Source organism: Chitinophaga fulva, assembly GCF_012927205.1.
Classification (GTDB): Bacteria; Bacteroidota; Bacteroidia; order Chitinophagales; family Chitinophagaceae; genus Chitinophaga; species Chitinophaga fulva.
Map to the genome: position 1 here is coordinate 1,359,877 of NZ_JABBGC010000001.1, position 12,653 is coordinate 1,372,529.

Consider the following 12,653-nt stretch of genomic DNA (forward strand, 5'->3'; position numbering starts at 1 on the left):
ATTTCAGATTTACGTTTTAATGAGATGTCAGATCATTTTTTGTTCCAGTACTTTTTCAAGGTACTGGCCATAGCCACTTTTCAGCAATGGTTTGGCCAATTCCATTAGTTGACCGGCCGAGATAAAGCCTTTACGGTAGGCGATTTCTTCGATACAGGCGATTTTGATGCCTTGTCTTTGTTCGATGACCTGTACAAACTGAGAAGCCTGCATCAGGGAGTCAAAGGTACCGGTATCCAGCCAGGCTGTTCCGCGGGGTAAGATAGAAACTTTTAACTTGCCGCGCTTCAAATATTCTTTATTCACATCTGTAATTTCGTATTCGCCGCGTGGGCTGGGTTGCAGGTTTTTGGCGATTTCCACGACATCATTGTCATAGAAATAGAGACCGGGCACTGCGAAGTTGGATTTCGGTTTAACGGGTTTTTCCTCGATGGACAATACACGCATGTCGTCGGAGAATTCCACTACACCATATCTCTCAGGGTCGGATACCTGGTAGGCGTATACAATACCTCCATTGGGATGGGTATTGGCCGCCAGTTGCGTACCGAGACCGGCGCCATAGAAGATGTTATCTCCCAGCACCAGTGCTACGCTGTCATTTCCGATAAATTGTTCGCCGATCACGAAAGCTTGTGCCAGTCCGTTGGGCAGCGGTTGTTCAGCATAGGACAGGTTCAGTCCCAGCTGGCTGCCGTCACCAAAGAGGCGTTGAAAGGAGGGCAGGTCATGCGGCGTAGAGATGATCAGGATATCTTTTATGCCGGCCAGCATCAATGTTGACAGTGGGTAATAGATCATCGGTTTATCATATACCGGCATTATCTGTTTGCTGATGGCGTAAGTGATGGGATGTAATCGGGTACCGGAGCCGCCGGCCAGGATGATTCCTTTCATTATAGATCTGTTTTGATTGGATGTTATAGGCTTTTATAGAAAACCGCACAAAAATAGCTGCTCTAATCCACATGACGGCATTTTTATGCAAAAAAAGCTCCCCGCGGTGGGCGGAGAGCTTTTTTTAATATTATTAAATAACATGATGTTAGATAAAGATACTGGCGATGAGGTAGGTAAGTGCCGCCAGCAGGCCACTGATAGGGATGGTAAGTACCCATGCCCAGAGGAGGCTGACGGTAACGCCCCAACGAACGGCAGACAGCCTTTTGGTAGCGCCTACGCCCATGATAGCACCGGTGATCACGTGTGTGGTACTGGCCGGGATACCAAGGTGTTCGGTCAGGAACAGGGTAATGGCACCGGAAGTTTCAGCAGCCACGCCTTCGAGCGGGGTTACTTTGGTGATACGGGTACCCATGGTTTTAACGATTTTCCAGCCACCGCTCATGGTACCGAGGGCGATACAGGTAAAGCAGGCCAGCGGAATCCAGTCGGGCATCGCTTTGATATTGGGTATATATCCGGCAGCCACCATGGCAGCGGCGATGATGCCCATTACTTTCTGGGCATCGTTACTGCCGTGACCGAGGCTCAATGCTGCTGAAGAGGCCAGCTGCAAGCGTTTGAACCAGTTTTCAGCCCGGAAAGGATTGGCCTTACGGCAGATATTCACAATAATGATGGTAATGATAAAGGCTACCAACATACCGATCAGGGGAGCCAGTACAATGAAGTACACAATAGGCAGCACCTTGTGGTAGTTGATCACATCGAGGGTGCCGGCGCTGGTAACAGCTGCTCCGATGAAGCCACCGATGAGGGTATGGGAGGAGCTGGAAGGAATGCCAAGCCACCAGGTAAACAGGTTCCAGGTGATGGCAGCCACCAGGCCGCAGAAGATCACTTTCAGGGTGATGAACTGCTCAAATACAGAGCTGGCTACAGAATTGGCTACTTTAAATTCGCCGATAACGTATTTGGCAATAAAAAAAGCCGCAAAGTTAAAAACTGCGGCCCAAAGCACTGCCTGAAAAGGCGTCAGTACCTTGGTCGAAACGATAGTGGCTATGGAGTTGGCTGCATCATGAAAACCATTGATATAGTCAAATATAAACGCCAGTATTATAATTATTACTAATAAAGTCATGGTAACACGAGGATTATGCGGTCAGAGCGATGTATCCCTTATCAGGAATATTTGATTATAATGGTTTCAATAACGTTGGCGCAGTCTTCGCATTTGTCAGTAGCGATTTCCAGGGCCTGGTATATTTCACGCATTTTAATCAGCTCAGCGGCATTTTGTTCGGTATCAAACAAGTCAGCAATGGCACGGTCGTAGATATCGTCGGCGTGGTTTTCGAGACTATTGATTTTTACGCAGGCATCGGTGATAACGCGCATGTTCTGCATGTTACGCAGTTCAGGGATGGCTTTGTGCAGCTCCAGTACGCCGAGGTGGATCAGCTCAGCGAGTTTGCGGATACTCTCGTTTTGTGTGTTGACTTTATACAGGTCCATTCTTTTGGCAGAACCGTGAATGTAGTCAGCTACGTCGTCCAGTGTGGCAGCCAGGTAGTGGATATCTTCCCGGTCAAATGGAGTGATGAAGTTTTGTCCCAGCTCTACGAATATGCGATGGGTATAATCGTCGTTTTTATGCTCCAGTCTCTCAATCAGATGCACTTTGTCTTTACGTACGGCTGGATCACTAGTCGCTACCAGTTCGTTGAGGACCTGGGCCATTTCCACAAGGTTGGAAGCCACGTCTTCAAACAAAGAATAAAATACCCGGTCTTTCGGCATGAACAGTTTGACAAAGGAATTGAAGCCTCCCATACGTTTGAGTTTAAAAATTTGCCGCAAAAATAGCTTTCAGAATCAATTGGAGCCAGAAAAAAACGTGAATTAATAATTCCTTAACACTGGATTAATATAAAAGTAATATAGCGATTTTTCCTTTGTATAAGAAATTATAATCATAAACAGGTACCTACAACCTGTTACATTTTCACATAGATGTCTGACAAACGCGCATTAGATATAGTTGTTATCTCCGACGTCCATCTCGGGATATACGGCTGCCATGCTAAAGAGCTGGTCCAGTACCTGGACAGCATAGATCCCCGTATCATGGTGCTCAACGGAGATATCATCGATATCTGGCAGTTTAGCAAACGTTACTTCCCCAAGGCCCATACCAAGGTGATCCGCAAGATCCTGAAGATGATTGGCAAGGGTACGGAAGTCTACTACCTGACCGGCAACCATGATGAAGCCCTGCGTAAGTACGCCGGTTTTGAACTGAGCAACTTCTCTATCGACAATAAGCTGATATTGGACGTAGATGGCAAAAGACACTGGTTCTTCCATGGCGACGTATACGACGTGACCATGAAAAACTCGAAATGGCTGGCCAAACTGGGCGGTAAAGGATATGATCTCCTGATTATCATCAACCGCCTGGTCAACAATATCCTGGAAAGCATGGGCCGGGAGAAGATGTCTTTCTCCAAAAAAGTAAAACAAGGGGTGAAATCCGCGGTTAAATTCATTTCGGATTTTGAACAGACAGTAGCGGAAATTGCGGTCGATAAAGGTTTTGACGTGGTTTGCTGCGGTCATATCCATCAGCCGCTTATCAAAGAGATGCCGGTAGGCGATAAAACCGTGACCTACCTGAACTCCGGCGACTGGGTGGAAAGCCTTACGGCCCTCGAATATGTTGGTCAGCAATGGACCCTCTACCACCACCCTGTCACTAAAAGTAGAACTGTCCTCCCTGAAGATGAAGATGATACTACCCCCGACTGGGACCCAAAAACGTTTTCGGATTTAGCCATTTAACTATTTAGGAGCGTATTGTAAATATTTAAATGATTAAATATTCAAGTATTTTTATATTTGAATGAGATTTTCACATAATCATAACAAGTGCTTAATATTAAATTAAAAGTAGACTTCTAAGTTTGCTTATTACTATTCACAGAAAACCTATTTGGAAGCGCAGTAAATGAAGATTGAACAGCAATGAAAGTACTCAAACTACACCCATTAATGACTATATCCCTTCTACAGATGCAAATTCAACGTTTGTTGTCCTGTAATGTAGCGGTATATGTGCGCCACTCCCTGGCGAATGCTTTTGACACCCTGAAAGAAGCAGGATTGGAAGAAGAGACCCTGGTGGAATATCCTATCGATGAAACACTCAGCTTGCGTGAATTTGAGGAAGATCTTGAAGAACGTTTCAACTTCAGCCTGGAGCTCTGCAATAAAGACAACAAACCATTCACCAACAAAAGCCAGCATCTTTTCCAGATTTCCTCCACTATGCAGGATAAAAGAGAAGAACGAAATTATCAACTGGATATTTCACTGGACATGTTGATGAACAACAACAGACCCACACCACCTTCTTATCTGATGTAGCAACTGTCTGCTGTACCGGCCTTTCCATATCCCTTGTTGGTCTTGACCTATCCTATGCCTGATTTTCGTGTAAGCGTTCCTGTTAACAATACCATAAACATTTCTTAACTATTAACATACTGGTAACGTCAGCTTAATACTGCGTTAATGCCTCACGGATATTTTTGCCACCGATATTAAAACGGGATTAAAACGAGATTTAAAACCGTATTAAAACAAAACCAAATATCGTGAAGGGCTTCTATTCTGTACCACTGTTATTGCTGACTTTATTTCAATTTATTTTTACGGGAACAGCGCTGGCAGGCGATCCTGCTAAGGTGACCGGTAAGGTGACCGATAAAAAAACCGGTGAAGCATTGATTGGTGTTACCATCGTTGTGCAAGGTACCGGCAAAGGCGCTGTAACGGATGTGGAAGGCCGCTATGCTTTCGCAATTGAGCCGGGCAATTACACGCTCGACTTCAAATACATGGGCTATCAGACCAAATCTATCTCCGATGTGATCGTAAAAACTGGTCAGCCCACTTCCCTGAATGTGATCATGGATGAGCCTAAATCCAAAGAATTACAGGAAGTGGTGATCAAAGGTTCCTTTAAACAGGAAACGATCAACGCCCTGTATGCGGCACAGAAAAACAATGCTGTAGTATCTGACGGTATCTCCGCCGACCTCATCAAAAAATCACCGGATAAAAACACCGGCGAAGTACTGAAACGCGTAAGTGGTACCAGTATTCAGGACAATAAATTTGTAGTGGTACGCGGTCTGAGCGAACGCTACAACACCACCCTGATGAACAATGCCCAGATGCCCAGCACCGAGCCGGACAAAAAAGCATTCTCCTTTGATATCATCCCTTCCGGCCTGATTGATAACATCACTATATATAAAACCGCTTCGCCTGATCTGCCCGGCGATTTCGCCGGCGGCGCAGTGAAAGTGAGCACCAAAGACTTCCCTGATCAACGTTTCCTGGACCTGTCACTCAGCACCGGTTACAATACACAAACTACCTTTAAGGATTTTTATACCGCGCCACCCAAAGGCAAATATGATTTCCTCGGCTACGACGACGGTTCCCGCGCGCTGCCCGATGCCTATAAAAATGCAGCAAAAGGTAACTACACCCTGCTGGAAGATGCAGAAAAAATCGCCATCGCCAAACAGTTTCCGAATACTTACAGCAGCGGAAAGATGAACGGCAAAAGCCGTCCGCCGATTGGCGTGCAGCTGTCTATGGGCAACGCCTGGCAGGTAAAGGAAAAAAATCGTTTCGGCTACATTTTCGCTGTGAACTACGGTAACAACAATAAAAGAAATGTACGTGAACGCAGTGAAAAAAATGTCAGCGAGCACCTGTTCGATTTTAACGATGACGTATACACGCAATCCAGCAACCTGGGGGCTGTATTGAATTTTGCCTACAACTTCAGAAAGAGCAAGATCGCGCTAAAGAATTTCTATAATAATGATTTTAATACTGTGTTTACCCGCAGAACGGGATTGGTGTTTGACAACAATGCCGGGCAACCGCGGTTGAGCTACAACAATGAAACCACGCAGAACAGCCTGTTCAATTCCACGCTCGAAGGGCAACATGTTATCGGTAACGATAAACTGAATGTGGACTGGAATGTCTCTTATGCACGCTCTTCCCGTGATCAGCCTGACCAGCGTATTCTTTCTTTCCAGAAGTACGACGGCAACGATTATTATTCACTGACACTTTCCGGTGAGAATAACCCCGCGATCAGAGACGCTGGCCGTGTTTACACTAAACTGACTGAAAATATTCTTGGTGCCAATCTGAACTTTTCTGTACCGTTTAAATTATTCGGCGAGAACCAGAAATTCAAATTTGGCGGTGTGAAATCATATCGCAGCCGTGATTTCTCCGCTATTGCGCTGGGATATGCTACTGCCGCTTCCAGAGCTGAAATTCCGTTGGATAAAGGTGTGACCGTAGAGAATATTTTCAGTAATGAGAATATCGATAAATACAGAATACTGTTAGCGAAAATCGATGCCAACAATAAGGATTATAAAGGTACCGCTGATCTTACAGCCGGCTACCTGATGTTTGATAACAAATTCACTGACGCCTTGCGGTTGGTGTGGGGCGCCAGGGTAGAGTCTTATGTGCAGGAACTGAAAACGGTTGGTCAGGCATCCCAACGTTACGATAATGTGGATGTATTACCTTCCGCAAACCTGACCTACGGCATGACGGAAAAGAGCAACCTGCGCTTGTCATTCTCTCAAACGGTTAACAGGCCTGAATTCAGGGAGCTGGCTAACTTCAGGTATTATGACTATGATAATGAATTCCTGATCCAGGGTAATGAATACCTGAAACGCAGCACGGCCACCAACGCAGACCTGCGTTGGGAAATGTTCCCGGGCGCAGGCGAAGTTGTTTCTGCTTCTGTATTCTACAAGAAATTTAAAGATCCGATAGAACAGACCAACGACGGCAATAATATTCTTTCCTATAATAACGCCAACAGCGCTACAGACTACGGTGCAGAGATAGAACTGAGAAAGCGACTGAACTTTATTTCCCACGCGAAAGTGTTTGATAACCTCGTGTTTTATGCCAACGCGGCCTATATCTACTCCAAGGTAGATTTGCCGGGTACCATTGACCCTGATAAAAAGACACCGTTGCAAGGACAGTCTCCTTACCTGATCAACGGTGGTATCTCCTATGCGCCTGCTGACAATGATTTCTCTGTGAACCTGCTTTACAACAGAATTGGCCAGCGGTTACGCTTCAGAGGCACTAATGCAGGGCTTGACACCTATGAAAAACCAAGAGATATTGTGGATTTTCAGATCAGCAAAAAAGTATTTAAGAATGCAGGAGAGCTGAAACTCAACATCTCCGACATTTTTGCCCAACCTATAGCACTGTATTACAAGTTTCCGGGAAACAACAAAACAGCCTATGTCGCCGGGAAGGATTATATCATCAGCTCATTAAAGCCAGGCACCACTTTCACGATTACGTTCAAATACAATTTTCTGTCTAAAGTAAAGTAACAATTAGTTAAAGCGGGCTTCATATTCCCGTAAAAGTGACTTTAATATTTGTAAATCAAATAATTAAGCAGTATGAACAAAAATTATGTATTAGCTTTGATGGCTGCTGCCACTACTTTCGCTGCGTGCAGCAAAAAAGATGACAACAATACACCTCCTCCTTCTTCCGGCAGTAGCGATACTGTAATGGTAAGAGACAAAATCAAATCCAATCAAACCTGGTCAAAAAATAAGGTTTATGTACTGCGTGGTTATGTGTATGTAGACAATGCTACCCTGACCATTGAAGCGGGTACAAAAATCATCAGCAACCGTGACTCTGCCGGCGTATTGGTGGTGTATAAAGGTGCACAGATCCAGGCTAACGGTACTGCCGACAATCCAATCGTATTTACTTCTGGTCATGCTGAGAAAAAACCGGGCGACCTGGGTGGTATCGTACTGGTAGGTAAAGCAACCGGCAACGGTAACCACGCCAAGCTGGAAGGTAACGTAGACGCTGCCTATTCTGCTTTTGGCGGTACCCAGGACGACGACAACTCCGGTACCCTGCAGTATGTAAGAATTGAATATGCTGGTAAAGCAGTAGCTGCCAACGATGAAATCAACGGCCTGTCTCTGTATTGCGTTGGTAACAAAACCACACTGCATCATATTCAGATTGTAAACGGCCTGGATGATGCATTTGAATTCTTCGGTGGTAGTGTAAACGCCAAATACCTGATTGCCTACAACTGTGCTGACGACGATTTTGACATGGATGATGCTTATCATGGCATGATCCAGTTTGCAGTGTCTGTGAAACAACCTTCTTTCACCGACAAAAAATCTGATGGCGACGTGTCCAACAACTTTGAAGTGGACAACACCAACCCAAAGAACCTGCCGATCACCACTACTCCTACAACTTTCCCTGTTCTTTCCAACTTCACCGCTGTTGGTCCTAACAACGCTACCGGTACCAGCGCTGACTATGGCTATGGCATGCGTTGGAGAAGAGGTACCAAATTTATCCTTGGTAACGCTATCATCATGGGTGCACAGAAAGCCGCATTACGTATAGACGACAACGTAACACTGGGCTTCTATGCTGATGGTACCAGCGGTCTGAAAACCAGCCTGCTGCACGGTTCTTCTGACCTGTTCGCTACTGCTGACGGCTCTGCTGCCGTGGTACTGGATGCTGCCGGTCTGCAGAACCTGGTAACCGGCCGTGACGCTACTAAAACGTTCCTGGCTGCTAACGCAGGTGATATCAAACTGAAAGATCCGTTCAATAACAAAACTCCTGACCTGACTCCTCAGACTGGCTCTCCGGCTTTATCCGGTGCTAAATTTGAAGGTAAACTGGCAGAAGCTTTCTTTGACAAGGTAGCTTACCTCGGCGCTGTTGATCCGGCTAACGACTGGACTAAAGCCAAATGGGTTGCCTGGGATAGAATCGTAGTAACACAATAGTATTTTTTTTAGATTTCATAAGCTGTATTTACACCGTCCCGGTTTATACTGGGACGGTTTTTTATTTAAATACGGATACTGCCAAAAGAAAGAGCCGTGTTGTAACACGGCTCTTTCTTTTAATTTCCCTGCACAAATCCCGGCGGCGGCGCAAACCGTTCATCGGTGATAAATCCTTTGTCACTAAGGGTTTTCAGAAATGCTATCAGTGCCTTTTTATCATTTTCGTTAAATGAGAATCCATTTTTAAAGGCCGGGTCCAGCGTTGCGGTGGGGTAGAATCCGTTATCATAGTGATTCATAACGCTTTCGAGGCTGCCAAAGCGGCCGTCGTGCATGTAAGGCGCTGTGAGTGCCACGTTGCGCAGCGACGGTACTTTAAACTTGTACAGATCTTCATCGAGCAGTGTTATTTTATAACGCCCGGAGTCGGTGCCGAAAGGCCGTGGCGCCACACCGTTGTTACGGAAACTATTGTCAGTGAATAGTGGTGGCTTATGACAGGAAACGCAACGTTGCTCAAACAGGGCGAGCCCTTTTTTCTCTTCTTCGCTGAAAGTCTCTTTCCCGGCTATAAAGCGGTCGTATCGGGAGTCTGCACTGACGAGCATCACCATGAACTGCGATAATGCCTTCAGCATGCGGGTGCTGTTGATGCCCGGTGATCCGAACGCTTTTTCGAACAGTTGCTGATAGCGGTTGTTGCGTTGCAGTTTACCGATCACGTTATTGAGTTTGTCGTCCATTTCCACCGGATTTTCGATGGGGGCAATGGGCTGCAGATCGAGATCATGTACGCCGCCATCCCAGAAGAAGGAGGTGGACCAGGCCATATTCTGAATAGGTGGCGAGTTGCGGGTGCCCAGCCGGTCGTCTATACCGTGACTGACATCGTGGCCGTGGTGTGTAAATGCATTGGCTTGTATATGGCAGCTGGCGCAGCTGATGGTACCATCGCGACTGAGAAGGCCATCGTAGAAGAGTACTTTGCCGAGGGCAAAACCATCTGTTGTGACCGGGTTGTCGGCCAGGCGGTAAACAGGCTCCGGAAATCCTGCCGGTTTCACAAAAGCGATGTTTTTAACCGGTTCAGGCGCTGTTTCGGTATTTTTTTTACTGCAAGCGGTGATGATGAAGGTGGCGAGCAAGGGCAATAAAATACCCCTACCCCACCTGTAACGATGACGCATAAACGAATAATTAATAAGGAATGCTTACTTTTTCAGTTTGGCCATGTATTTATCCGGCTTTTTGAGGAAGACTTCCTTACAGGTGATGGAACAAAAATGAATCGTGTCTTTTTGGTAGACGGTCCACTCCTTGTAGCTGGTGTCGTAAGGCATCTGGCATACAGGGTCGGGCCATTTATCGCTGACTACGGTTTCCGTTGTAGCAGGTACTTCAGGCATGGGTGCATCTTTTGTTTCAGCGGGTTTGCTGTTCTGATTGCAGGCGAGGGCCAGGAGGACGCTACAGGTTAAGATCAACTGTTTCATGATAGAATTAATTAATGTTACTCGTTATGCACGTGGTCAATGTTAAACATTTGTGTGTAATTATCCGCGATTTTCTCTGAAAATGGCGTCACCATTACATTTGGATTGGTGGCGATGCTCACGTTGGTGGTGCCATTCAGCATTTTGAGCGCATCAGCGAAGAAATGGATCTGCGCTTTGCGATCGCGGCGAACAATGGCTTTTCCATTGTTGGGAATAGTGAGGGTTACCTCACGCGTATTGTTGAGCGTACGTGGGCCGTTATTGAAGCCGCCGCCATACAGACCGATATGATACCGGAAAAGTTTCTGGGCATCTGTGGAAACTGGTGAGCTTCCTTCCAGCTTGGCGAAGATGTAACCGCTGTTCCATGACCAGTACATGTCTGCCGCACCTTCCGCCGGATCCAGTACACCAGGGCGTTTACTGATATCCATGGTATTACGGGTGCTGTCTACCCCGATCATAAATCTCACCTGGGTATAATCTCCTGCGGGAACGTTGTACAGCGTATGAAACGCGGAAGTTTTATTGTCTTCGCTGATCAGGAAATAACTGCTGTCCTGGGGTAAGGTGTATACCTGTCCGGAAGCGGTGATCAGCCGGAAATTGCTGACGTAGTAGGCAAATTTGCTGATGGTGAGTGACTCACCTGCTGCATTGCGGTATTGCTGGTTATTTAATATCAGATCGTCTGTTCCTGCGCGGTTATCGAATTCAAGGACCACAATGCCTTTTTCATTCGGATCTGTGGCCGGTGCTGTTTTGTCTTTGGAACAGGCAGCCAGTATGGTGAGTATGCTGAGGAGTAAAATATTTTGTTTCATAAAGATCGTTTTAGAAGAAGAAATTGACGGTTGCGGATAGACGGGCATACGTTTTATTATAGCCGGCTGACAGATGCTGGTAAACAGGCAGCTGTGCCTGAACACCGGCGGAAAAACGTTTGAAATAAACATCGGCGCCTATGCTGGTGTGCAGCATATCACCGCCGGTATATTCCTTGGCTTTATGCAGCTCATGGTCGCCGGAGGCGTGTTCGTACATGAGACCGGCATAAGGCTGCAGGGCCACCGTTTTGCTGACAGGCTGGTACAGGAAGCCACGCAGCGAGGTATTAAAGCGGTTGCCGAACCGGTATTCCTGTCTATTAGTGGTATTGATACGGTAGCTGGCATCGGTGTTGAGGCCCCATTTACCGCGTCTGACAGTATATACAGCGTTCAATACAAAATCGGTGCTGCGACTGCCCGGCTGGAAGTTCTGATAGATATTGCCACCTTCGTCCGGGATGCCGGTTTTGCCGGTGGGTAGTTTAATGCCGCCGCCAGCCTGGAATACATGGTGCCACTTTTTGCCGAGGTTCCAGTTGTTGTCAATCAATGTATAATTGGCCATCAGGGTGATGTCGCCGAGGCCGGAGACTGTTGTGATGCTCTTGCCCTCTTCTCTTCTAAAGTACTGGTACGGCACGAAAGCAAAGAACTGTAGCCTTTTAGTAGCGTACCATCTGCCCCACAGTTCAGTGGTATGGTAAAACTCCCGGGACTCGTGGTTCGCAGTGTTGCCCAGTTCCATGGGATGGGTGGATTTAAACTGCCGGTATCCGTAACGGAGACCGATAAAGTTTTTATATTGTGGCAAAATGCCCAGCTGGTAGCCACTTGCGGAGCATCCACAGATGTCGCAGGCCATGACAGATACGGGCATGAGAATAGCCATGATGAAAAACAGCTTTTTCATTGCAAGGGTTTAATCGACAAAATATAACAGTATCGACTATACGTAAATGATAGCGATAACAATGACAGGCACACGGATAGTGTGTGTCAGGTAACAATCAATAATAAAACAGCAGGATTCACTGACAGCGCGGGCTATCGGTTTGCCGAAAGGAATAACACAGACGGATTAGCAGAGAGGGGGGTGAAATATGCTGTTGACAGGACTATAGGTGGGTTTCATAAGATAGAATGAGTTCTGTTCTGTCGTGATATCGAAGTAGGGGGCTTCTCCGGTGAAAACAAGTTGTTCACAGAATAAGGTGACTTCCTTGTTTTCTTTTTGCGTGTATGGATTTTTTTGTTCCTGTTGTTCCTCCCGCTGCAATTGTTTCCGCAACTGGCATTTACCATTACAGTGCATGGCCGGGTTGTTCCTGTTTTCGCAAAGATTGGCAGCAATGTAGGCCTGGTTTATCTTATAGCTGATAAAGACCACTGCTGTGCCGAAGTTTTGCAGCAGGATGATGAAACATAATAATATGCAGAAGAGTTTTTTCACGCGTTGCAAAAATAGATATTTTCATCATAAAACA

Annotated in this window: 12 protein-coding genes; 4 read left to right on the plus strand and 8 right to left on the minus strand. The window is 46.3% G+C overall.

Going from position 1 to position 12,653, the window contains the following annotated elements; all coding sequences use genetic code 11:
• Positions 1-27: 27 nt before the first annotated feature.
• From rfbA to HHL17_RS05785, 3 genes are all read right to left on the minus strand, one after another.
• Positions 28-900, minus strand: a complete 873-nt coding sequence (gene rfbA / locus HHL17_RS05775; protein ID WP_169223810.1) for a glucose-1-phosphate thymidylyltransferase RfbA — start codon at positions 898-900, stop codon at positions 28-30.
• Between the two features lie 148 nt (positions 901-1,048).
• Positions 1,049-2,050: an inorganic phosphate transporter gene (locus HHL17_RS05780; protein WP_169223811.1), complete on the minus strand. Its 1,002-nt coding sequence runs from the start codon at positions 2,048-2,050 to the stop codon at positions 1,049-1,051.
• Positions 2,051-2,091: 41 nt separating this feature from the next.
• Positions 2,092-2,742: a DUF47 domain-containing protein gene (locus HHL17_RS05785; protein WP_169223812.1), complete on the minus strand. Its 651-nt coding sequence runs from the start codon at positions 2,740-2,742 to the stop codon at positions 2,092-2,094.
• Between the two features lie 180 nt (positions 2,743-2,922).
• Between HHL17_RS05785 and HHL17_RS05790 the strand changes: the two genes are divergently transcribed.
• The 4 genes from HHL17_RS05790 to HHL17_RS05805 all read left to right on the plus strand — a co-directional run bounded on the left by HHL17_RS05790 (position 2,923) and on the right by HHL17_RS05805 (position 8,840).
• Positions 2,923-3,750, plus strand: a complete 828-nt coding sequence (locus HHL17_RS05790) for a UDP-2,3-diacylglucosamine diphosphatase (RefSeq protein ID WP_169223813.1) — start codon at positions 2,923-2,925, stop codon at positions 3,748-3,750.
• A gap of 210 nt (positions 3,751-3,960) precedes the next feature.
• On the plus strand, positions 3,961-4,335 hold the full coding sequence (locus HHL17_RS05795) for a hypothetical protein (RefSeq protein ID WP_169223814.1): 375 nt from the start codon (positions 3,961-3,963) through the stop codon (positions 4,333-4,335).
• A 230-nt stretch (positions 4,336-4,565) separates the two neighbouring features.
• The gene (locus HHL17_RS05800) at positions 4,566-7,382 is read left to right on the plus strand and encodes a TonB-dependent receptor (RefSeq protein ID WP_169223815.1); all 2,817 of its coding nucleotides are present in this window, start codon (positions 4,566-4,568) and stop codon (positions 7,380-7,382) included.
• A 72-nt stretch (positions 7,383-7,454) separates the two neighbouring features.
• On the plus strand, positions 7,455-8,840 hold the full coding sequence (locus tag HHL17_RS05805) for a cell shape-determining protein MreB (RefSeq protein ID WP_169223816.1): 1,386 nt from the start codon (positions 7,455-7,457) through the stop codon (positions 8,838-8,840).
• 119 nt (positions 8,841-8,959) lie between these two features.
• On the opposite strand, the gene HHL17_RS05810 is transcribed toward HHL17_RS05805, so the two are convergent.
• From HHL17_RS05810 to HHL17_RS05830, 5 genes are all read right to left on the minus strand, one after another.
• A complete protein-coding gene (locus tag HHL17_RS05810) occupies positions 8,960-10,030 on the minus strand; it encodes a cytochrome-c peroxidase (protein ID WP_169223817.1) in 1,071 nt (356 codons plus the stop codon).
• 24 nt (positions 10,031-10,054) lie between these two features.
• Complete coding sequence (locus HHL17_RS05815) at positions 10,055-10,336, minus strand: YHS domain-containing protein (protein ID WP_169223818.1); 282 nt, start codon at positions 10,334-10,336, stop codon at positions 10,055-10,057.
• Between the two features lie 17 nt (positions 10,337-10,353).
• Entirely contained in the window at positions 10,354-11,163 is an 810-nt protein-coding gene (locus HHL17_RS05820; RefSeq protein WP_169223819.1) for an MbnP family protein, read from the minus strand.
• A gap of 10 nt (positions 11,164-11,173) precedes the next feature.
• A complete protein-coding gene (locus HHL17_RS05825) occupies positions 11,174-12,079 on the minus strand; it encodes a transporter family protein (protein ID WP_169223820.1) in 906 nt (301 codons plus the stop codon).
• 168 nt (positions 12,080-12,247) lie between these two features.
• The gene (locus tag HHL17_RS05830; RefSeq protein WP_169223821.1) at positions 12,248-12,628 is read right to left on the minus strand and encodes a hypothetical protein; all 381 of its coding nucleotides are present in this window, start codon (positions 12,626-12,628) and stop codon (positions 12,248-12,250) included.
• Positions 12,629-12,653 lie beyond the last annotated feature (25 nt).

Bases quoted from the DNA above. Each gene is read 5' to 3' on its own strand.
- HHL17_RS05780 (WP_169223811.1), bottom strand. From the start codon at position 2,050: ATGACTTTATTAGTAATAATTATAATACTGGCGTTTATATTTGACTAT.
- HHL17_RS05790 (WP_169223813.1), top strand. From the start codon at position 2,923: ATGTCTGACAAACGCGCATTAGATATAGTTGTTATCTCCGACGTCCAT.
- HHL17_RS05795 (WP_169223814.1), top strand. From the start codon at position 3,961: ATGACTATATCCCTTCTACAGATGCAAATTCAACGTTTGTTGTCCTGT.
- rfbA (WP_169223810.1), bottom strand. From the start codon at position 900: ATGAAAGGAATCATCCTGGCCGGCGGCTCCGGTACCCGATTACATCCC.
- HHL17_RS05785 (WP_169223812.1), bottom strand. From the start codon at position 2,742: ATGGGAGGCTTCAATTCCTTTGTCAAACTGTTCATGCCGAAAGACCGG.
- HHL17_RS05820 (WP_169223819.1), bottom strand. From the start codon at position 11,163: ATGAAACAAAATATTTTACTCCTCAGCATACTCACCATACTGGCTGCC.
- HHL17_RS05805 (WP_169223816.1), top strand. From the start codon at position 7,455: ATGAACAAAAATTATGTATTAGCTTTGATGGCTGCTGCCACTACTTTC.
- HHL17_RS05815 (WP_169223818.1), bottom strand. From the start codon at position 10,336: ATGAAACAGTTGATCTTAACCTGTAGCGTCCTCCTGGCCCTCGCCTGC.
- HHL17_RS05810 (WP_169223817.1), bottom strand. From the start codon at position 10,030: ATGCGTCATCGTTACAGGTGGGGTAGGGGTATTTTATTGCCCTTGCTC.
- HHL17_RS05825 (WP_169223820.1), bottom strand. From the start codon at position 12,079: ATGAAAAAGCTGTTTTTCATCATGGCTATTCTCATGCCCGTATCTGTC.